The sequence below is a fragment of the Mesorhizobium sp. M1312 genome (assembly GCF_040318115.1).
Taxonomy (GTDB): domain Bacteria; phylum Pseudomonadota; class Alphaproteobacteria; order Rhizobiales; family Rhizobiaceae; genus Mesorhizobium.
In genome coordinates, this window is sequence record NZ_JAMYLQ010000007.1 from 1 (window position 1) to 20,858 (window position 20,858).

Genomic DNA, 20,858 nt, shown 5'->3' on the forward strand with positions numbered 1-20,858 from the left:
TACCCGCTTCGAGAAAACCGCCCGCAATTACCGCGCCGTTGTCACTCTCGCGGCTATTGTCCTATGGTTGCGGTAACTGTCCACATGGCCTAGGGCATGACCCGAAAATGAGGCCGGCGTCCTCAGTTGGAGGCGCGGGCCTTTGTCATGCTGCGCACGCCTATGCAGCGCGCAGGCTTTCCACCGGCCGCAAGTTCTGGTTCATACGGAACAGGTTCAGCGGATCATATCGCTGCTTGATTTCCAGGAGCCGCGGATAATTGCCGCCATAGGCTGCTTCGACCCGGTCGACCTCGTCCTCGGGCATGAAGTTCACATAGGCCGTGCCGGCGGCATAGGGCCTGGCCGCCTCGTAACACCGCGCGCCCAGTCGATGCAGGCGCGGTCCATTTCCGGTTCGCGCCAGCGGGCGTGGACATTCATGACGAAATGCGCGCTGCGTTGCGGAAACGCCGTTGCCTCCGCTGTCACGCGGCCCGCGGCACCGCCGATATGGGCGAAGAATATCTCGCATTCCGGCCCCGGAAGCCTGGGTATCGCCGCCGTGACGACCTCGATCGCGCTGTCGGAAAGCTCGGTGAAGTCATGGCTCTTCCAGTAGTTGCGGGCACCGGGCGTCAGCAACGGATCGAATGCCTGCTCCCAGCCGGTGAACGGGTTGGGTCCGACGACATCGGCAATCGGTGTGCCGATGGCGCGAAGCCTTTGCGTCGCTTTCTCGCCCTGCTGAAGGTCGCCGCAATAGCACATAGCCAGAACCAGCACCTCCTTGCCATGCCATTCGGCCGGCAGGAACGGCAGCGGCGGCGCCTGCCGCATGACCACCCAGCAGGTCAGCTTATTGGGCGCTGCTTCGAGCGCCGCTCGGTATTCCTCCAACACGTTTTCGGCATCGGCGAAGGGATGAACGACAAGTCCCGACAGTATCTGCGGACCGACTTGGTGGAGCTTGAACTCGAAGGCCGTGACGACGCCGAAATTGCCGCCGCCACCGCGCAGCGCCCAGAACAGGTCCGGATTTTCGGTCTGGCTGGCGCGCAGCAGCTTGCCGTCGGCGGTAACCACATCGGCGCAGAGAAGATTGTCGATGGTCAGGCAGGCCGAATTTCCGCGTGATCCAGCCGAAGCCGCCGCCCAGCATCAGGCCTGAGATGCCGGTGGTCGAGTTGATACCGATCGGCACCGCCAATCTGAAGGCCTGTGTTTCCGCGTCGACATCCGCGAGCGTCGCGCCAGGTTCCACCCATGCCCGCCGCGTCGCCGGATCGACCCGCACCGACTTCATCGGCGACAGATCGATCACCAGGCCGCCGTCGCAGACGGCGCTGCCGGCGATGTTGTGGCCGCCGCCGCGAACCGCGACGAGCAGCCTGTTTTCCCTGGCAAAATTGACGGCGGCGATAACGTCGGCGGCACCGGCGCAGCACACGATCAGCCCTGGCCGCCGGTCGATCATGGCATTCCAGATGCTGCGTGCCTCGTCATAGGTGGCGTCGCCTTCCCTCAGCACAGTGCCGCGCAATTGCGCCCAAAGCGCGTCCAAGGCCGCGGCATCGACTGTTGTCTTGCCGCGTTCAAGCGTGGTGAAGCTCATGCTATCCATGGCTTTCCTCCCGATTGTTTTTTGAGCCGTTTTCCCTCCACCCGTTTCGAAGTGCGCCCCTATATTAGAGGTCACGCAAGTTCCTAGTGGCTTGCCGGGCGGTATTGGTAAAAAGCCCCGCCGGCAGGCCAAACCGAGATGGCTGCTGGATCGCCGTAAGGCGGTCTCCGCCGGTTCGGTCGAGGAACTACACAGCGGTCGCGGAGTTAAGCCATATCAGCAACCAATGCATAGGAGAGCTCAGATGGCACCGCGCAGAAAACCCGACGATCCGTCCGAGGGCCCGACCATCGAACAGCAGGATTGGGACGCGATCAAAGGCAGTAAAATTCTCCCGGACAGCGTACCCGGAAACGGCGACATCCGTTACGACGTCGAGAAGGAGGCTGAACTGCCCGAGGAAGACGACGACAATCCGTACCAGAACAGCGACGAGGCGCTGCCGGATGACGAGGAGGAACGCGCCATCTCACGCAACCCCTCGAAGCAAGATATCGACGAGCCTTGAACGGCGGCATTCAACAGCGCGCCTAGCCGGCCCGTTTCGGGTGCGCTCCAAATTCCGTGAAAGTTCCTGCAGCGACAGAAAAGACCCCGCGGGAGGAAGCGCGGGGCCTTTGTCCGAACGCCGTGCGAACGGCTTTTCATAGTCGCTGGAGTAGAACGACTGCGCTTCCAAACCATGGCCGGCGGATCTTGTTCCATCGAAACCGAAAAAAGAAGGGCGCCCGTTTTCCGTTTCGCCAGCATTGCTGCCCAGCGTTGCTGCTTGATCGCCATAGGGCTCAACCCTTCGATCACAATTTCTGTCTGATGGAACAACTCCAAAAAACGCTCGTTGGATAATCATCGCAATTAGCGATGCAACTCGAATGGAGACCCCCACCATGATGAAGAAAATCCTTTCTGCAACCGTACTCAGCATCGCCCTTGCCACTTCGGCGATGGCGCAATCAACCGGCACAGGATCCGGCACCAGCGATCCGGGAGCGGGCACTGGGACAGGCACTGGCACCATGGCTCCCGGCACCGATAATGCCACTCCTGCCGATCCAAACGTAACCGGTTCAACAACCAACGGCGCCGACGGCATGGGTGACCGGTGTAAGGAAACGGCAGGCGCCGATGCGAATACAAACTCCGCCAGTGGCACTGCAACTTCGGACATGGAGAATTGCCCCAAGTGACGGAGCCAGCGCTTGTTGAGCACGCTGTAGTGCCTTCGTTTGCGCATGGTGCGCCGCACCACTTTAGACAAAGCCGGGAACCGGCTTTGTCTTTCCGCTTAATAGCGCGCCCAGTGTCAGTGCCTGCGGAAAACTCCGGATAATTGCCGCCATCAAGGTGGCGTTCCCGGGGCGAAGGGTAATTCCGGCAATCGCTGCAGCGGCGTAGACCCGTGTCGAAAACAGTCTCTTCCAGGCCGTCTCATAGCGCCTACCGGCAGCCTCGCGCCCTGCACGGCCGCTTGGCGCGCATGAGAGTTCCGCGGCCAGCAGCCAGCCGGACTGAAGCGCCATCGAGATGCCCTCGGCGATAACAGGATGAGACTCTCCGGCTGCATTGCCGACGCGGAAAATGTCCCGTTCGTAGCAGGAGCGAATTCCCGGCCGGATCGGACCTGCGGCAAGCCACGGACCGTCCGCGTGAGCTGACTCCAGGGCATCCCTGACACCCCGACACGATTCCATCAGATGACGGAAGACCGCATCGGCGGCCGACAAATGGCTCTGGTGGTTGGGGCCAGGTTGTTTGCGCAACAGTGCGAGCATGTCGCGCCGAATGCAGCACGAAATCGACAGCCGGCCATGATCCGCCGAAACCATGCCGCCATAACCGCCCGGAAACACCAGCAGGGGCATCAAATCAGGCGCCAGGGACGACTCGGTGAAATGCGCCTTGAAGCCGAGCAGGTCCGAAGGGCAGTTGGTCCTCCCGAGTTGGCTGGGCAGCGGTCCTGGTTCCCAGGAGCCGTGTGCGGCGACAATCACCGGCGCACGCAACATCGTCGTTTCGTTTCCGGCTTGAGTTCGCACCATTTGCATCTCGCCATCCCGATCGATGGCGACGGCGCGGCAAGGTTGAAAGATTTCGACGCCCGCCGATCGCGCCGCCTGCAAAAGCAGACAGTCGAGAATGTCCCGGCCGAGCGCCCGGCCGAAACCATCTTTTTTCTCGCAGGGCCCATCTTTCGCAGGAGGCATTGGCGCCTCGACACTCGCATCGCCGCAAAAGAAGCCGACACGGCGGATTTCAGGGCCGGCATTGGCACGCCACGCTTCGCCGATCTCCAACCGGTCCAGAAGCGCAAGATTGCTTGCCGATATATACTCGCCGCAGACCTTGCGGCGCGGGAATGCGCTCTTTTCCACAATAGCCACGGCCCATCCGCGCCGGGCCAACGTCAGCGCGACGGATGTGCCCGCCGGGCCGGCGCCTATGATGATCGCGTCGTGGGTCGACAATCGCGTCATAGGTCATGACCGGCGCCGGTACCGACGAAAATGTGAGAAAAAAGGCCGGCGCGCCGTTCCTCGACCGGTTTGCCGTTTGCTGCGAGCCAGAGACCGGAAAGCTCGCTGCCGCGAAAGCCGGCACGCACGCTTTGAGCCGCGTCGTTTCGTGTCACGTCATTGGCGCCGATTACCGGCAGAAGACGCGTCGCGGCCAACGCCAATTTGGTCCGCAACGGCTCGGTCGCCAACAGCAACGGGGCCTTCGGCGCCATCAGCGAAAACAGACGCGCGAGTTCGGTGTCGTCGAAATGATGCAGAAACAGATTGACGGTGATCGCGTCGAACCGCGTGCCCTCATTCTTTCTCGCCCAGTCGAAGACATCGGCGGTGACGCCTTGAACCGTCCATCCCAGCCTATCGAAATCAACACGCAATTGCGCGGTGATGAGGTCGACGCGATCGAGCATTACCAGCTCGACTCCAGGCCAGTGCCCGGTTACGCGCCGCGCTACCGCCAGCATGAAGGAGCCATCGCCGGCGCCGATCTCCAGAATCCGGCGTGGCGGCTTTGGCACAAATTTCCGGAGCAGCGACGCCATGATCCTCGCCTGAAACATCAGGGCGTTGATACGACGGAGGTCGCGGCGCGCGGCAAGCGCTCGCGGATCGTCGCCCGCAAGTCCGTCGAGGATTTCCGGCTCAAGCTGCCGGTGCTCCAGGCCGCTCATGACACCGTTCGGAAAAGCATGGTTTCGGCCGTCAGCCCAGGTCCGAACGACATGCCGCAGCCAAGCTGGCCTGGTGACGCCTTCAACATCTCTTTCATCACGAACATGACGGTCGCGGACGACATGTTTCCGTATCGGCGCAACACCTCGCGCGATGGCTCCAGCGCGGTGGGTGCAAGTTTCAGCGCCCTCTCCACGGCGTCGAGAACCGAACGTCCACCCGGGTGCACGGCCCAGAGGTCGATCGCTTCCGCCATCCGGCCGCCGAGAATGGCGTCCTGGTTGCTCCGCAACGCTTCATGGATCGCTGCCGGGACCTGGCCGGAAAGAATCATCTCGAAACCGTGGTCGCGAATGCTCCAGCTCATCAGATCCCGCCGCTCATGCGCCACGATACAGTAAAAGCTTTCGAGCTCGATGCCGTGCGGTTCGGCGGTGACGAGCGCAGCCGCACAGCCATCGCTCCAGAGACAGAACGACAGCAGCTTTTCCAGCTCGCTGGTTTCGCGCAGATGCATCGTGCAAAGTTCAATATTGACCAGCAGGACCCTGGCCTGCGGATCGGAGCGGACGATGTGGCGGGCAAGCTTGAGGCCGTTGATCGCCGCGTAGCAGCCCATGAACCCAATCATTGAGCGTTCGACCCTTTCCGGCAGGCCGCATCGCGCAACCAGCTCCAGGTCGATGCCCGGCGCTGTAAAACCGGTGCAGGTGGTGACGATGAGGTGGGTGATGCGGGAAGCACCGCCACCAAGCTCCAATCCGTCGACGCCTTTTTGCGCCAGAACAGGTGCGGCATGACAGAACATTGCCATTCTCTCGGCCGTTCCAGGAAAGGCGCCCCGGATGAACCTCCCGGCCAGATCTGCTGATGGTCCCTCGGGGTCGCCGGCAGGAGCAAAGCAGGAATAGCGGTGCTCGATGCCGGCAAGGTCAGCCATACGTTTGAAAATTCTTCGGCGATCGGCCGCAAGCATGGAGGCCGCGAAACGCAGATAGAATTGATGAACCTCGTGCTCCGGCACCGCTGTCGCGATCCGGTTGATGTACGCTTTGGCCGGCATATTCTGTCTCCTCGGCGTTGTGCACGGTGTATCTTGAGGCCACCGCCGGAGGTTGTTTGGTCATCAGCACCAGATGTGACATCAGGTTTTGAGTGTTGTTCGATAAACGTTTCAGAGAACTGATTTCATCCCGAGGTTCAGCTTGTGCTGTTACCAGCCGATGCTGCAGCTCGCGGGTACTAGGAACATAGGCTCCATTGCCGACGCGTCCACCAAGAGCCCGCGCTTCGGGCCGAGACGCCATTGCGTCCGGCCGTCACTGGGCACGGTCTTTTTGCTGATCGATGGAACATTAGCGAATACTAACAGTTGTAGATGACAGCGAGTATCTCCCGGATATTGGCTGCTGGATCGGGGCCTGTACCCCGGTCGGGGGGGGGGCGGCGGCGCGCGGCGGGGCCCCCCCGCCCCCCCCCCGGGGGGGGCCCCCCCGGTCCTAAGGACGGCTATTGGAACAAGAACGCCGAGCAGGCGTTCCACAAATTATGTCCAGCTGCCCAGGATTCGCGGCAAAGACAAAGGAGAGCTGTCATGAATAATATCATCTGGCTGGTTGGGGCCATTGTTATCGTAATAGCGATACTCAGCTTCCTTGGCCTTCGTTAACATTCGCCTTTAACGAAAAGGCGACGCAGGATCAGATAGTACTTGGGTCGACCCTGGAACTCACGTGGGGGTGTGTGGGCGCGCGCTAACCCTCCTGCTCCTTCACGGGCGAGGCGCCCGCCCGACCCAATACCCTTCAAGACCCAACGTTCTCGTCTGACGCCCCGGCCTCGTCGCCCTCCCCCTCCCGCAATGGCTGCAACGCGTGAAAATTACCATGGCAGTTGACCTTCCAGCTGCTGGAAGGTCTAATTTCCATGCAAACGGAGATTTTCATCATGAACATTGGCGTCGCTTCCGAAAAATCCGGCCTGCCGTCCAAGACAATACGCTACTACGAGGACATCGGGCTTTTGCGCCCGGCCCGGACAGACAATGGTTATCGTGATTATTCGACGGCCGATATCCACCGCCTCCGATTTCTGCAGCGCTCGCGCAGCCTGGGATTTTCGGTCGAAGAGTGCCGCCAGTTGCTGTCGCTCTATCAAGACAAGGACCGCGAGAGCGCCGACGTCAAATCTATCGCCGAAGCTAAGCTGGTGGAGATCGACAGGAAGATCGCCGAACTCGTGGGATTGCGCGGCCTGCTGCATCATTTGATCGAGCACTGCCAGGGCGACGAGCGGCCGGACTGCCCGATCATCGACGAACTGGCGGGAGAGGGCATGGTTCAGTGAAATGGACCGCCGCCGCGGTGATGCTGTCGCTTGCCTGCGCCTCCGCTGTGGTGGCCGCGGCCGGACCTGACCCAATCGTCGCGACGCGCCAGGCCTCGATGAAGGAGATGGCCGCCGCCGAAGACGATCGCGGGGATGTTCGAGGGCAAGCTGGCCTATGACGCCGCGGCCTTCAAGGCGGCGGCCGGAACCATTCGCGCCCGCACCGGCCCTGCCCTCATTGCGGAATTTCCCAGCGCGACTTTGGGCGCGCCTTCGGGCGCCAAGTTGGAGATTGATCAAGCCCGTTCGGAATTCGAGGCGCTGGCCCGCCACATCGGGACGCTGGCCAGCACGCTGGCAGCCAAGGCCGAGCGGGCGCCCGCCAGCATTACCGACGATATGAGGATGGGTTCCGGCCCGGCGATGGGCGGCGGCAGCCTGCTTGGCAAGCGGCCGGCAGCGGCGGAAGCCGATCCTGCCAAGGCTCCCGCCGAGCACCTCCTCCATCTTATCCTGCAGGATTGCTCAAGCTGTCATTCGAACTTCCGGCAGAAGGTCCTGTGAAGGCCGACCGATCCTGTTGCAGGACCGGATGGCTGATTGGCCGGATGCGGCGTTGATTGACGCTGCGGTACCTTTTCTTCATTGTCCTGTTGCTACCTCCGAGTTCAGCAATGAAGCGCAGTCCCGCTTTCGGTGTGATTGTCGGCAGTGTAATCGCCGTCGTCGGCCTGCTGGGCGGCGGCGCACTTTTGATCGCTGGCCAGTCCAGAGTTTCGCAAGGTGCAATCCAGTCATCGGTTACCCGCACCCCTGAATTGATTGACAGTGCCTGGAAGCTCCCCGTGGCTGCCACTTTCAATGCCGATGTCACATGGCAATTAAACGGATCAAGGTGCGGCCCGGCAAGTGTCGCGAACGCATTCCGCTCCATCGGCGAGGAGGAGACAACCGAAGCCGAAGTCCTCGCGGGAACCGGAAAGTGTTGGACAGGCTTTTGCATCATCGGGCTCACGCTGGACGAGCTTGCCGAGGTCGCTCGAACCAACACCAGACGGAAGGTCTCCGTGCTTCGGAATCTGGGCGCTGATGCGTTTCGCGAGCACATGAAGCGCGCCAACGATCCCGGCCGCCGTTACATCGTCAACTTTACCCGTGAGAAGATTTTCGGCGCCGGCGCTGGCCATTTTTCCCCGGTCGGAGGGTATCTGGAGGCCGAGGACATGGTTTTCGTCCTCGACGTAAACGAGGACTACAAGCCCTGGCTGATCGAGCGTGAGCGCCTGTTCTCCGCCATGGACACAATCGACAGCGATGGCGACAAAAAGCGCGGCTTACTGCTTATCGAGTAGCACGGTCGCAAGCAGTTTCGCAGACTACCTAGTCCATGAGCCGAGTCCCTGCGGCTGCCTTCAATCAACGAGCACAGCGACCACGGCGGTGCAGTCGCCTGCCTTGACCAGTCCGGGGAAATGCCGCGCGGCCAGAAGGCCTGACATTGTTGCCCTGATCTCCTGAGGTGCCGTACCCGTGCGACCGATGGAGTGGATGCGCGCCAGGACCTGGCCCTCCTCAACAGGCTCGCCGAGATCGATCATCGTCTCGATCATCCCGTCGTCCTCGGCGAACGAGAAGCAATCGCCCGACGGCATGTCGAGCCAGCGGGTCGGCTGCATCTCGACTGCACCGGCGACAATGCCGGCATGGCGCAGCACATTGAGCACGCCGCGACGCGCGATCCGCACCGTCTCCGCGCGGGAGGTCCCACCCCCTCCAAGCTCGGTGGTGATGAACAGCTTGCCCATCTCTTCGGCCGCAGTGTCGAACATGCCGACCGCGTCGATCTCCAGCATCTTCATCGACCACGGCGCCGAAAACGCTTCGACCGCCGCGAACCCCTTTGCCTCCAGCACTTTGTCGGGCCGGATATGGGCGGCACAGAACGGCACGAAGTCGAGCGTCTTGCCGCCGGAATGGAAGTCGAGCGCGATATCGGTGCGCGGCAGCAGTTCGCGCTGGAAGTAATCCGCGATCTTCTCGGTCACCGTGCCGTCGGGCCGGCCGGGAAAGCTGCGGTTCAGATTGCCCTTGTCGATCGGCGAGGTGCGGGTGCCGGCGCGGAACGCCGGATAGTTCATCGCCGGCACGATGATCACCGTGCCGCTGACTTGCTTCGGATCGAGCGTACGGGCGAGATCGTAGAGCGCCAGCGGCCCCTCATATTCGTCGCCATGATTGCCGCCGGTGAGCAACGCGCTCGGCCCGTTGCCGTTGCGGATCACGCAAATCGGGATCATCACCGATCCCCAGGCCGAATCGTCGCGGCTATAAGGCAGGTGCAGGAAACCGTGCTGCACGCCGTCGCGGTCGAAATCGACGGTCGGCGTGATCGGTGACGGGCGAAGGTGGGACACCGGGCTCAATCCTTCACCACCAGCTTACGCGGCACATTGGCCAGGCACTCGACACCGGTCTCGGTGATCAGGATGGATTCGGTGATCTCGAGCCCCATCGTCTCCAGCCACAGGCCGGTCATGAAATGGAAGGTCATGCCGGGCTTCAGCTCGGTGCGGTCGCCAGGACGCAGGCTCATCGTGCGCTCGCCCCAGTCCGGCGGGTAGGAAAGCCCGATCGGATAGCCGGTGCGGTTGTCCTTGACGATACCGTATCTCTTGAGCACCGCGAAGAAAGCATTGGCGATATCTTCGCACGTATTGCCAGGCTTTGCCGCGGCAAGCCCGGCCTCCATGCCTTCCAGCGTCGCCTTTTCGGCATCGAGGAATTCCTGCGTGGGTTTACCAAGGAACACAGTCCGGGAAAGCGGACAATGATAGCGGTTATAGCAGCCGGCTATCTCGAAGAAGGTGCCCTCGCCTGACTTCATCGGCCTGTCGTCCCAGGTCAGATGCGGCGCCGACGCGTCGGCGCCCGACGGCAGCAGCGGCACGATCGCCGGATAGTCGCCGCCGATGCCGTCGACGCCGCGCGTGCCGGCATCATAGATCTCGGCGACCAGGTCGCATTTGCGCATGCCGACTTCGATCTTGTCGACGATGCGCTGGTGCATCGCTTCCACGATGCGAGCGGCCTTGCGCATATAGTCGATTTCGGTCGGGCTCTTCACCGCGCGCTGCCAGTTGACCAGTGCCGTGGCATCGACGAAGCGGGCATTGGGCAGATGTTTCTGCAGCGACGCGAAGGCAGCGGCCGAGAACCAGTAATTGTCCATCTCGACACCGATCGCGAGCTTGCCCCAGCCGCGATCGGCCAGCACCTGCGAGAGAAAATCCATCGGGTGACGTTCGGTCGACTGCACATAATGGTCGGCATAGCCAACGATGTTGTCGTGGGCGAGGTAGGCGGTACGCTTGGCGCCGTTGGCGTCCTGGCCGCGCCCGTACCACACCGGTTCGCCCGACGGCGGCACGATGACGGCCTGGTGCACATAAAACGACCAGCCGTCATAGCCGGTCAGCCAGGCCATGTTGGACGGGTCGCTGACAACAAGCAGATCGACGCCCTTGGCCTCCATGGCCTTCCGTGTCTTGGCGAGGCGCTCCGCATATTCGCCGCGCGAGAATTTGAGATTAGGCTGCATTGTTCTTGGTCCTCGTTTGTTGGGCCCTCGCGGCCAGCATCAGCTTTCGAAAATCGTACCGGTGTTAGCCGCCCGGGCACGGTCGCGGGCGAGCGTGGCGATCGCCGTGTCCTGCACGCCGGTGCCGGTCAGGTCGGCGATGGTGATGTCGCTGGCCGAGCGCCGGCCATGTCGTTCGCCGGCGATGATCTGGCCGAGCTCGGTGATCTCGGCATCGGCCGCCATCACGCCCGTCGCGATGGCATGATGCAGTTCGCCCAGCAGCCGCGTCTGTTTCGCGCTGTCGGCGACGTAGAGATCGGCCATGCGCAGGATCGCCGGCGCGATCTCGTTCTTATGCTCGGCGTCGGAGCCCATCGCGGTGATATGCTGGCCGGCGGAGATGAAGCCGGCTTTGATCAGCGGTTCGGTCGATGGCGTCGTGGTGACGATGATGTCGGCGCCGGCCACCGTCGTTGCCGCATCGGGCTCGGCATGCACGACGATGCCCAGCTTTTCGCGCAATGCATCCGCCGCAGCCTCGGCCTTGGCGGCGTCCCTGGCCCAGATGCGGGCCTCGGCGATCGGCCGCACCAGCATAAGCGCCTCGAGCTGCAGTCCAGCCTGGACGCCGGCGCCGAAGATCGCGGCGATCGAGGAGTCCGGCCGCGAAAGGTGTTTGGCCGCGACCGCTCCGGCGGCGGCGGTGCGGATGTCGGTCAAATAGCCATTGTCGAGCAGCAGCGCCTCGACCAGCCCGGTTTTTGACGACAGCAGCACCATCATGCCGTTGACGCTGGGCAGGCCGAGCTTCGGATTGTCGAAGAAGCCGGGACTGATCTTGATGGCAAAACCGTCGATCCCGGGCACATAGGCAGTTTTGACGTCGACCTCGCCGCGATGCTCGGGAATGTCGAGCCGCAGGATCGGCGGCATCGCCACCGACAAGGTGGCAAGCGCGCGGAACGCATTCTCGACGCAGGCGACGGCATCGAGATCGAGCTTCACGATTGCGCGCAATTCGGCTTCGGTGAGTATCGTCATCCGGCTCATACGGCGCTCTCCTCGATCGCTTCGCCATAGATGATTTTCCTGTGCAGCGTCATGTCGATGTTGCGGCCCGACAGAATGAGCACCGTGGGGCCGCTCCCCCTGACCTTGCCGGCAAGCACGGCGGCGATGGCGACCGCGCCGGCGCCTTCGACGATTTCGCGCTCCTGTTCATAGGCATGGCGGATGCCAGCGGCGATCTCGCCCTCGCTGAGCAGGATCACATCGTCGAGCAGGTCGCGGCACATCGAGAAGGTCAGCCGGTTGTCGAGGCCGATGCCACCGCCGAGCGAATCCGCCAGCGTCGGCAGTTCTTCGACCAAAACTGGATGTCCGGCATCGAGGCTCGCCTTCATCGCCGCACCCCGCGCCATTGAAACGCCGATGACCTTAGTGCTCGGACTGACACCCTTCACGGCAGCGGCGACACCCGCCGCCAGCCCGCCACCCGACAGCGGCACCAGCACCAGGGCGGCGTCCGCAACCTGCTCGATGATCTCCAGCCCGAGCGTGCCTTGCCCGGCGATGATATCAGGATGGTCGAAGGGCGGCAGCATGACCAGTCCCTCTTCCGCGACCAGCCGTTCGACCTCCTGCTGCGCATCGTCCTGGCTGTTGCCGACAATGCGGATCTCGGCGCCGAGCCGGCGGATTTCGTCGAGCTTATTCTGCGGCACCAGTCGCGACATGCAGATCGTCGCGCGCATGCCTTCGAGCTTCGCCGCATGAGCCAGCGCCCGGCCGTGATTGCCGGTCGAGGCGGCGACCACGCCGCGCGCCTTCTCCTCGGCGTTCAGCGAAGCAACGGCGTTCGAGGCGCCACGCAGCTTGAAGCTGCCGGTAGTCTGCCGATGTTCGAGCTTGAGATAAACAGGCGCGCCCAAGCGTCCGGAAAGACTCGGGGAAAGCATAGTCGGCGTACGCTCGACCTTGCCTGCGATGCGCTCGCGCGCCGCGCGGATATCGGAGAGGGTGACGTCGTTCGCAGTCATGACCTTTGCTCTGCAATCAATTCAAAGGCAGCGTCATCAGACGGCCGAATTCGGCGCGCGGCTCGTCGTCGCCGCAAAGCCGCAGGCAGTTCCAGGCCGTCGCCTGGTTGCTGGTGACGACCGGACGGCCGATCGCCTCTTCCATGCCGACCACGGCAAGTGCTGCCCGCAGCGCCGTGCAGGAGACGAACAGCGCGTCCGCTTGCGCATCGGTCGCCTCGCGCGCCAGATCGACCAGCAACGCCGGCGCAATCCGCGCCATCTCGCGGTCGTCCTCGAAGCCGAGACAGGTGAAGCTGACGATCTCGAACCCGTGCGCCGCGAAATAGGCCGCCATCGGCCGGCTGGTCTCGACCGTGTAGGGAGTGAGAATGCTGATCGTCCTGGCGCCCAGCGCCTTCAAGCCGCGCACCCCTGCCAACGGCGGCGTGACCACGGGCACGCCGGGCTTGGCTGCCTGCGCCGCCGCCTTGATCTCGGCATCGCCGATGACCACGGAGGCCGAGGTGCAGGAATAGCAGATCGCGTCGAGCGGCTCGTCGGGCAGGATGAGCGCCGCGCCGGCCGTCAGCGACGGCTGCATTTTGCGCAAATTCTCCGGCGTCGTCGGATTGGCGTAGGGGATGCGCGCGACATAGACGCCGATCCGCTCGCTTGCCACCATGCGGCGAAAATCCGGTTCGGTCGTATGGTCGGTGGCAAGGATGATCAGGCCGACGCGCTTTTCCAGCGGACGCGCGTCGAGCGCCGGCCGTGTCGGCGTCAATCTGATTTCGGGCAAGTGTTTCATGAAAGACTACCTCTCGATCTTGCCGTAGCGGCGTTCCAGCCAGCGCAGCAGCACGACCGAGAATAGGCTGATGACGAGGAAGAAGGCGCCGACCAAGGTCATCGGCTCGACATAGCGGTAATAGGTGTTGGCGACGCTCTTGGCCTGGTTCATCAGTTCCAGCACGGTGATCGCCGACAGCAGCGGCGTTTCCTTGAACATGGCGATGAAGTAGTTAGCAAGCGCCGGGATCATCGGCGGAATCGCCTGCGGCATGATGATGTGGGTCCAGGTCTGCCTGGCGTTCAGATTACAGGCCTTGGCGGCCTCCCATTGGCCGCGTGGCACATTGTCGATACCGGCGCGATAGACTTCGGCCGTGTAGGTGCCGTAGTGCAGGCCGAGGCCGATGACGCCCGCCACCAGCGGCGGCAGCAGGATACCGATATCCGGCAGCACGTAGAAGATGAAATAGAGCTGCACCAAAAGCGGCGTGCCGCGGATGAACTCGGCGAGGAAGCCGACGGTGCGCGACAAGCCCTTGTTCGGCGAGCGCCGCGCCAGCGCGATGGCCAGCCCCACGATCGCGGCCAGAACCGAGCCGAGCAGCGTCGCCAGGATGGTGATCTTCACGCCCTGGATCAGCGTCGGCATGATCTCCCAGACGAAATTCCAATCCCATTCCATTATGAGGCCCGATCCATCAGACCCGCACCCCGTCGAGGCCGCGTGCCATGCGCCTTTCGAGCGATCGAACACCCCACGAGATGATCAGCGCAAGGGCGAAATAGATGATGAGGATTGTGGTGAACGGCACCAGCGTGTTGCCGGTCTGCGAGCGCACCACTTGCGCCTGGAAGGTCAGGTCGGTGAGCGAAATCAGCGAAACGACGGCGGTGGCCTTGAGCAACTCGATGGCGTTGTTGCCGAAGGTCGGCAGCATGACCAGCAGCGCCTGCGGCAGGATGACATGACGCATGGCCTGCCAGCGGCCGAGATTGACCGCGATGCAGGCCTCGTACTGTTCGCGGCCGATCGACTGGATGGCGCCGCGCACCACTTCTGCCGCATAGGCGCCGACATTGAGGCCCAGCGCCAGTACGCCGGCCTGCAGCGGCGTCAGCGAAATGCCGATGAAGGGCAGCACGAAATAGGCCCAGAACAACTGCACGAAGATCGAGGTGCCGCGGAAGAATTCGATATAGGCGGTGGCCAGCGCGCGAATGGCGAAAAAACGCGACAGCCGCCCCAGCCCGGCGAGAAACGCCATCATCAGGGCAAGCACCGATCCCATCAGCGTCAGCTCGATGGTAACAAGCGCTCCCTGCAATATCAGGCCGAAATAGCCGGACCATTGGGTCATGAAGTCAAGAGTTTCCAAACGTTGACAGTTGTGCGAGACGGTAGTCTTGGCCCCTTCTCCCCGTTCACGGGGAGAAGATGCCGGGAGCCAACCCGGCAGAACTGGTGCTGCCCCTCATCCGGCCTTGTTTGTGCATGTCGTTATCCCAAAACCGCTGCGCACTTTTGGGCGACATGCATTCGGGCCACCTTCTCCCCGTGAGCGGGGAGAAGGAAAGAGGCGCCTACTTTGCCGAGCAGAGCTTGTCGCGCGTCGTCGACATCGCTGCCGCTGCCGAGAAGCCGTAAGGCTCGATGATCTTGGCGAATTCGCCGGACTCCTTTAGCTTGGCCAGCTCGACGTCATAGGCGTCGCGCAGCGCCTCGTCGCCTTTCTTGAAGGCCGCACCGTCGCAATAGACCGGCGCGCCGACCACCGGGGCGACGACTTCGAGGTTCGGATCGTTGGCCTTCTTGACCAGATCGTTGATCGACAGCACTGGCAGCGAATAGGCGTCGATGCGGCCGTCCTGCAGCATCTTCAGGCCACTCTGGCCGTCCGGCACGACGATGACGCGGTCACGTGGCACGCCGGCAGTGAGCGCCAGCTTCTCCTCGGTGCCGCCGCCCGGCGCCCCGATCGTCGCGGTGGCGTCCTTGGCGACATCCTCGTAGCTCTTGAAGCCCTTCGGGTTGCCCTTCTTCACCAGCATCGCCTCGGCGTCGCACAGCACCGGCTCCGAATAAGCGACCGCCGCGCAGCGCTCCGGCTTCATGAACAGGCCGGCGGTGACGACGTCGAAACGGCCGGCCTGCAGGCCGGGGATCATGGCGCCATATTCCGAGATCGAGGCGACGATGTCGTTGACGCCGAGGCGCTTGAATATCTCGCGCGCCACGTCGGGCGCCGCACCCGAAACCTTGCCGTCGGCCGCAACCGCCGTATAGGGCGGCTCGTTGGCGATGGCGACACGGGCGAAACCCTGTGCCTTGAGCTCTTCGAGCTTGCCGTCGTCGGCCGATCCCGCGGTCGAGGCGGCCAGAATCGCGGTCAGTGCAACACCGGCCACGCCGGCCAGAATGCCAAGTTTCTTCATTGTTCCCAACTCCTTGCTTCTCTTCTTGGTTTGGTCGTTCTACGGGACGGCTTCGCCGCCTTGAGGACGGCGTTGCCGCCTTGGCATGGCGGTCAGACGCGATGTCCGGCCGCGATGATCTTCTTCAGGAAGCCTTGCGTACGTTCCTGCTTGGGATTGCGGAAAATCTCGTCGGGCTTGCCTTCCTCGACGATCTTGCCGCGGTCGAAGAACAGAACCCGGTCGGCGAAATCATGGGCAAAACCCATTTCGTGGGTGACCAGCAGCATGGTCATGTCGGTCTCGGCGCAGAGCCGCCACAAGACGTTCAGCACCTCCTCGACCAGTTCCGGATCGAGCGCCGATGTCACCTCGTCGAACAGCATGATCCTGGGCTGCAGTGCAAGCGCCCGGGCGATCGCCACACGCTGCTTCTGGCCACCGGAAAGCTGCGCCGGCATGGCTTTGGCCTTGTCGGCCATGCCGACCATGTCGAGCAGCTCCATCGCCCGTTTTTCGGCGGTGGCGCGCGGCATGCCCTTGGTCAAGATCGGCGCCAGCGTGACGTTGTCGATGACGCTCTTGTGCGGAAACAGGTTGAACAGCTGGAAGACCATGCCGATCTTCTGGCGCATTCTTGCCAGATGCCGTTCGTCGGCGGGCAGCAACTGGCCGTTGCGCTCCATGTGGTAAAGCTGCTCGCCGTCGATCTGGATGTGGCCGCTGTCGATCCTCTCCAGCGTCATCAGGATTCGCAGGATTGTCGTCTTGCCCGAGCCGGATGGGCCGATCAGCGCCAGCTTCTCGCGCAGCATGACCTGCATCGACAGGCCGTCCAGCACCTTGAAGGTGCCGAAGCTTTTCGAAATGCCGTCGATCTTGATGATGGGCGCGGACAATGAATTCCCCGTGCTGGAGAAACTTGGTGCCTTCAACGATGCGGAACGCGCCAAATCATGTCAATCAGGAAAATAAACTCATGACAATGTTTCTGGCTCCGCACAATTTCGCGGCAATGTCTGCCTAGATCGCCAGCAGGAGATGCTCCGGATCGCCGAGCAGAAGTTTGGTGACAACGCTCAGGCCGGCGCGCAGTTCCTCCTCGGTAGTCGAGCCGAGCGAGATACGAACCGCTGGCTGCCAGGGCGCCGCCGAGATGCGGAACGATGTGCCTGGTGCGATCGCCACGCCCTGCAGGCGGGCCTGCGAGACGAAACTTTCCTCGGCGCGGTCTCCGGGCAGCTGCAGCCACAGATGCAATCCGTCGCGATGGACACGATAGTCGACCCCGGCAAGCACTTCGGCGGCGATCTCCTGCCGCCGCCGCAGCGCCGAACGCTGCCAGCGGACGAGCTCCATCGCCGTACCGTCGGTCACCCATTTTGTCGCGATCTCCGCCACCAACGGCGTCGCCATCCAGTTGGAGACGAGATGCCGGTTGGCGACAGCGGCGACATAGCGGTCGGGTGCCGCGAGATAGCCGATGCGCAGGCCCGGCACGACGATCTTGGTGAAACTGGTAACGTAGAGCGTGCGCTCCGGCGCGAAGGCGGCGATCGGTGGCGGCCGGTCTTCGACCAGCGGACCGAGCACGTCGTTCTCGATGATGGCGATGTCGTGCCTGCGCGCCACCGCGGCGATCTGCTCGCGCCGCGCGGCATCCATAAGCGTTGCGGTCGGGTTGATCACCGAAGGCTGCACGAACACGGCGCGAATATCGGAAAGCCGGCACGCCTCGTCGAGCGCCCCCGGGATCAAGCCGTTGTCGTCGATCGGCAGGCCCTCGAGGTTGAAGCCGAGATAGCGCGCCAGCGGGAACAGCGTGTGATGGCCGATCGCCTCGGTGGCGACGGTCGAACCTGGCGGCGCCACGCTCATCAGCGCCACCGTCATGCCGGCCGTGGCGCCGTTGGTCAGGCTGACATTCTGCGCGGACACATCGAGACCGCACAGCCGCAGCCATTCGACCGCCACCGCACGGTGACGCGGAAACACCATGTTCGGCCGGAACGACAGCGCCGAGCTCGACGGCAGGTTTTCGGCAAGCCATCCTAGCGCCTGTTTCAACCGCTCCAGATGCATCGGCTCGCAGACCGGCTTCAGGATCGAGAGGTCGATGATCTCGCCAAGGCGCTCCGGCAGGTATGGCGGCTCCGGCTCGCGGCGCTGCGTCTGCACGAAGCTGCCGCGGCCGATCTCGCCGGAGACCAGGCCCCGGCGGATCAGTTCCTCATAGGCGCGGCTGACTGTCTGCACCGAAAGCTTCAATTCGTCGGCCAGCCGGCGATGCGTCGGCAGCCGCGCGCCATTGGCCAGCCGCCCATCATGGATGGCGCGTGCGAACTGATCGGCGAGCGATTGATAGGCCGGCCGCCGGATGAGCGCGGGATCTGGACGCCACAATGTCATGACATATTAGAGATCGAAATCAGTGCAATTGACAATCGAAATAATGCGCCGTCATGGTGTCGGGGACGAAAAAGTGGACGCTCATGGCCGCATCGAAACTCGATCAGATCGACCTCAAAATCCTCGACGCGGTCCAGCGCGACGGGCGCATCACCAAGCTGGCGCTCGCCGACAAGGTCGGCCTGTCGCCGACGCCGTGCTGGATGCGGCTGCGCAAGCTGGAAAAGGCCGGCATCGTCTCCGGCTATCACGCCAAGGTTGCGATGCGCGCCGTCGCGCCGGTCGCAACCGTACTGATGGAGGTGACGCTGGCCAGCCACCGCCAGGCCGATTTTGACCGCTTCGAGCGCGTCATCCGCGCCGTCCCCGAAATCATCGCCTGCTGGTCGGTGGGCGGCGGCGTCGACTATCTGCTGAAAGTGATGGCGCGCGACATCGACGCTTATCAGCGGCTGGTCGACGCCCTGCTCGAACGCGAGATCGGCATCGACCGCTATTTCACCTACATCGTCACCAAGACGGTGAAGGAGGAGGTCGCCTTGCCGGTGGCGGATCTGCTGCCGGTGCAGTCGTGAGGTCGATCTCCCGGATCACACGCCTAGGAGATTGGCCGAGACATTTGTCGCTTCGTCATCCTGGGGCGAAGCAAGGAGCGAAGCGACGCGGCGCAGACCCCAGGATCCATGCCGCGACATCATTGCACCGCTACGGTGCAAAATTCTGCTCCGCTGCGTTCCTCAGCGAAGGTCACGGAATAGATCCCAGGGTCTCCGCGACGGAGCTTCGCTCCTGATTCGCCCAGAGATGACGAAGCTGAGGAGGTTCAGCCAATCTCCACGGTTTGCTACAGCCTGCCGTAGGGCCAGAGAGATCGTCCGTTCCGGCAGCCCAATAGAGACAATCTCTCTACGCGCGGGCACCGAAACAGTCTCTCTGTCTGCGCCGCGCGCATAGTCTCTCCGCATCGCCTCGACATCGGGAGACCTCGAACATGTCCGCGCATTTTGCCCGCCCACAACGCCACGAAGCGCTCGACCGCCTAGCCGACCGCCGGCTGCTGCGCGAACTCGCCTATGTCGACGGCCACTGGACGGCGAGTGAGGCCGCCGAGAGCTTTGAGGTGACCGACCCTGCTACAGGCGCCACCGTTGCCTGGGTTGCCGCGCTCGATAGCGGGCAGACGAGCAAGGCGATCGATGCGGCGTCCCGCGCCTTTCCCGCCTGGCGCGCGGCTCTCCCGCAGGAACGCGCAAGAATCCTGCGAAAATGGTTCGACCTGATCATCGCCGCCAAAGACGATCTGGCCCTGCTGATGACGCTCGAACAGGGCAAGCCGCTCAAGGAATCGCTTGGCGAGATCGACTACGCCGCTTCCTTCGTCGAGTGGTATGCCGAGGAGGCAAAACGCCTCAACGCCGAAAGCGTCACCAGCCATCTGCCAAACGCCGAGATGATGGTGCGGCGCGAACCGCTCGGCGTCGTCGGCATCGTCACGCCATGGAATTTTCCCGCGGCCATGCTGACCCGTAAGGCGGCGGCGGCCCTTGCCGCCGGCTGCACCATCGTCGCGCATCCTTCCTCGGAAACGCCGCTGTCGGCATTGGCGCTGGCCGAGCTCGGCGAACGCGCCGGGCTGCCGACTGGCGTCTTCAACGTTCTCACCGGCAAGGCTTCGACCATCGTTGGGCGGATGTGCGAAGACGCTCGCGTCCGCGCCATGAGCTTCACCGGCTCGACCGAGATCGGCAGGCTTATCGCCGCGCAAAGTGCGCCGACGATGAAGCGGCTGGTGATGGAGCTTGGCGGTCATGCGCCGCTGATCGTCTTCGCCGATGCCGATCTCGACAAGGCTGTGACTATCGCCGTCGACGCCAAATTCGCCACTTCCGGCCAGGATTGCCTCGCCGCCAACCGCATCTATGTCCAGCGCCCGATTTACGATCGTTTCTGCGCCGCCTTCGCCAGGCGCATCGAGGCGTTGCGGACAGGCAATGGCCTGGCTGATGACAGCGACATCGGGCCCTTGATGCACGAGCGCGGCGTCAAGAAGGTCGAGGAACAGGTCGCCGATGCGCTCGCCCATGGCGCGCGCTGCCTTACCGGCGGCAAACGCGATTCTGCAGGACCGCTGTTCTACCGCCCGACCCTGCTCGCCGATATCACCGACGACGCGCTGATCATGCGCGAGGAAACTTTTGGTCCGGTCGCCGCCGTGACGCCCTTCGACAGCGAGGACGAGGTCATCGCTCGCGCCAACGCCACCGAATACGGGCTTGTCGCCTATGTCGTCACCGAGAACGGCGGCCGCCAATTGCGCATGGGCCGTGCGCTGGACTACGGTATGGTCGCCGTCAACCGCGTCAAGATCACCGGCGCGCCGATCCCGTTCGGCGGCGTCAAACAGTCCGGCATCGGCCGCGAAGGCTCGCGCCACGGGCTCGAAGCCTTTACCGATCTCAAATATCTGTGCCTGGACGTGGCCTAGGTCGTAGTGACGCCCGAGAACCGCGCCCGAAACTTTTCCTCAG

Annotated in this window: 21 protein-coding genes and 1 pseudogene; 8 read left to right on the forward strand and 14 right to left on the reverse strand. The window is 63.1% G+C overall.

The window, feature by feature from the left end:
- Positions 1-160 precede the first annotated feature (160 nt).
- Positions 161-1,603: pseudogene (locus tag NKH36_RS10695) on the reverse strand (FAD-binding oxidoreductase).
- Between the two features lie 244 nt (positions 1,604-1,847).
- Between NKH36_RS10695 and NKH36_RS10700 the strand changes: the two are divergent.
- Complete coding sequence (locus NKH36_RS10700) at positions 1,848-2,111, forward strand: hypothetical protein (protein WP_352961774.1); 264 nt, start codon at positions 1,848-1,850, stop codon at positions 2,109-2,111.
- 379 nt (positions 2,112-2,490) lie between these two features.
- Positions 2,491-2,790 carry a hypothetical protein gene (locus NKH36_RS10705; protein ID WP_352961776.1) on the forward strand — a complete coding sequence of 100 codons (300 nt, stop codon included), beginning with the start codon at positions 2,491-2,493 and terminating at the stop codon, positions 2,788-2,790.
- A 63-nt stretch (positions 2,791-2,853) separates the two neighbouring features.
- Here the strand turns inward: NKH36_RS10705 and NKH36_RS10710 are convergent, their stop codons facing one another.
- Genes NKH36_RS10710 through NKH36_RS10720 form a run of 3 tightly spaced genes read right to left on the reverse strand, consistent with a single transcriptional unit; the run spans position 2,854 to position 5,851 of the window.
- Positions 2,854-4,077: an NAD(P)/FAD-dependent oxidoreductase gene (locus NKH36_RS10710; protein ID WP_352961778.1), complete on the reverse strand. Its 1,224-nt coding sequence runs from the start codon at positions 4,075-4,077 to the stop codon at positions 2,854-2,856.
- Positions 4,074-4,787 (reverse strand): methyltransferase domain-containing protein, encoded by a 714-nt coding sequence (locus NKH36_RS10715; RefSeq protein ID WP_352961781.1) that lies wholly within the window; start codon positions 4,785-4,787, stop codon positions 4,074-4,076. Before NKH36_RS10715 ends, NKH36_RS10710 begins: the two co-directional genes overlap by 4 nt.
- Positions 4,784-5,851: a type III polyketide synthase gene (locus NKH36_RS10720; RefSeq protein WP_352961783.1), complete on the reverse strand. Its 1,068-nt coding sequence runs from the start codon at positions 5,849-5,851 to the stop codon at positions 4,784-4,786. The genes NKH36_RS10715 and NKH36_RS10720 overlap by 4 nt, the downstream gene beginning before the upstream one ends.
- An 884-nt stretch (positions 5,852-6,735) precedes the next feature.
- On the opposite strand from NKH36_RS10720, the gene cueR reads away from it, so the two are divergent.
- From cueR to NKH36_RS10740, 4 genes are all read left to right on the forward strand, one after another.
- Positions 6,736-7,134, forward strand: a complete 399-nt coding sequence (cueR, locus tag NKH36_RS10725) for a Cu(I)-responsive transcriptional regulator (protein WP_352959056.1) — start codon at positions 6,736-6,738, stop codon at positions 7,132-7,134.
- Complete coding sequence (locus NKH36_RS10730) at positions 7,131-7,295, forward strand: hypothetical protein (protein ID WP_352959054.1); 165 nt, start codon at positions 7,131-7,133, stop codon at positions 7,293-7,295. The genes cueR and NKH36_RS10730 overlap by 4 nt, the downstream gene beginning before the upstream one ends.
- A complete protein-coding gene (locus NKH36_RS10735) occupies positions 7,270-7,680 on the forward strand; it encodes a cytochrome c (protein WP_352959052.1) in 411 nt (136 codons plus the stop codon). Before NKH36_RS10730 ends, NKH36_RS10735 begins: the two co-directional genes overlap by 26 nt.
- A 110-nt stretch (positions 7,681-7,790) precedes the next feature.
- Entirely contained in the window at positions 7,791-8,468 is a 678-nt protein-coding gene (locus NKH36_RS10740) for a phytochelatin synthase family protein (RefSeq protein WP_352959050.1), read from the forward strand.
- Positions 8,469-8,528: 60 nt separating this feature from the next.
- On the opposite strand, the gene doeB is transcribed toward NKH36_RS10740, so the two are convergent.
- The 10 genes from doeB to ehuR form a co-directional block, all read right to left on the reverse strand.
- On the reverse strand, positions 8,529-9,530 hold the full coding sequence (gene doeB, locus NKH36_RS10745) for a N(2)-acetyl-L-2,4-diaminobutanoate deacetylase DoeB (RefSeq protein ID WP_352959048.1): 1,002 nt from the start codon (positions 9,528-9,530) through the stop codon (positions 8,529-8,531).
- A 5-nt stretch (positions 9,531-9,535) separates the two neighbouring features.
- Positions 9,536-10,714, reverse strand: a complete 1,179-nt coding sequence (gene doeA / locus NKH36_RS10750; protein WP_352961788.1) for an ectoine hydrolase DoeA — start codon at positions 10,712-10,714, stop codon at positions 9,536-9,538.
- A 39-nt stretch (positions 10,715-10,753) separates the two neighbouring features.
- Positions 10,754-11,746, reverse strand: a complete 993-nt coding sequence (gene eutC, locus NKH36_RS10755; RefSeq protein WP_352959046.1) for an ectoine utilization protein EutC — start codon at positions 11,744-11,746, stop codon at positions 10,754-10,756.
- Entirely contained in the window at positions 11,743-12,735 is a 993-nt protein-coding gene (gene eutB / locus NKH36_RS10760) for a hydroxyectoine utilization dehydratase EutB (RefSeq protein ID WP_352959044.1), read from the reverse strand. The genes eutC and eutB overlap by 4 nt, the downstream gene beginning before the upstream one ends.
- Before the next feature lie 16 nt (positions 12,736-12,751).
- Positions 12,752-13,525, reverse strand: a complete 774-nt coding sequence (gene eutA / locus NKH36_RS10765) for an ectoine utilization protein EutA (RefSeq protein WP_352959042.1) — start codon at positions 13,523-13,525, stop codon at positions 12,752-12,754.
- Between the two features lie 6 nt (positions 13,526-13,531).
- Positions 13,532-14,191, reverse strand: a complete 660-nt coding sequence (ehuD, locus tag NKH36_RS10770) for an ectoine/hydroxyectoine ABC transporter permease subunit EhuD (protein WP_352959040.1) — start codon at positions 14,189-14,191, stop codon at positions 13,532-13,534.
- Positions 14,192-14,207: 16 nt separating this feature from the next.
- Positions 14,208-14,867, reverse strand: a complete 660-nt coding sequence (gene ehuC, locus NKH36_RS10775; protein WP_352959038.1) for an ectoine/hydroxyectoine ABC transporter permease subunit EhuC — start codon at positions 14,865-14,867, stop codon at positions 14,208-14,210.
- Positions 14,868-15,090: 223 nt separating this feature from the next.
- Entirely contained in the window at positions 15,091-15,942 is an 852-nt protein-coding gene (ehuB, locus tag NKH36_RS10780; protein WP_352959036.1) for an ectoine/hydroxyectoine ABC transporter substrate-binding protein EhuB, read from the reverse strand.
- A gap of 92 nt (positions 15,943-16,034) precedes the next feature.
- Positions 16,035-16,820, reverse strand: coding sequence for an ectoine/hydroxyectoine ABC transporter ATP-binding protein EhuA (gene ehuA / locus NKH36_RS10785; RefSeq protein ID WP_352959034.1), 786 nt, complete (start codon positions 16,818-16,820; stop codon positions 16,035-16,037).
- 124 nt (positions 16,821-16,944) lie between these two features.
- The gene (ehuR, locus tag NKH36_RS10790; RefSeq protein WP_352959032.1) at positions 16,945-18,330 is read right to left on the reverse strand and encodes a MocR-like ectoine utilization transcription factor EhuR; all 1,386 of its coding nucleotides are present in this window, start codon (positions 18,328-18,330) and stop codon (positions 16,945-16,947) included.
- Positions 18,331-18,413: 83 nt separating this feature from the next.
- Between ehuR and NKH36_RS10795 the strand changes: the two genes are divergently transcribed.
- Positions 18,414-18,905 carry an Lrp/AsnC family transcriptional regulator gene (locus tag NKH36_RS10795; protein WP_352959030.1) on the forward strand — a complete coding sequence of 164 codons (492 nt, stop codon included), beginning with the start codon at positions 18,414-18,416 and terminating at the stop codon, positions 18,903-18,905.
- A 416-nt stretch (positions 18,906-19,321) separates the two neighbouring features.
- Positions 19,322-20,815 carry an NAD-dependent succinate-semialdehyde dehydrogenase gene (locus tag NKH36_RS10800; protein ID WP_352959028.1) on the forward strand — a complete coding sequence of 498 codons (1,494 nt, stop codon included), beginning with the start codon at positions 19,322-19,324 and terminating at the stop codon, positions 20,813-20,815.
- Positions 20,816-20,858 lie beyond the last annotated feature (43 nt).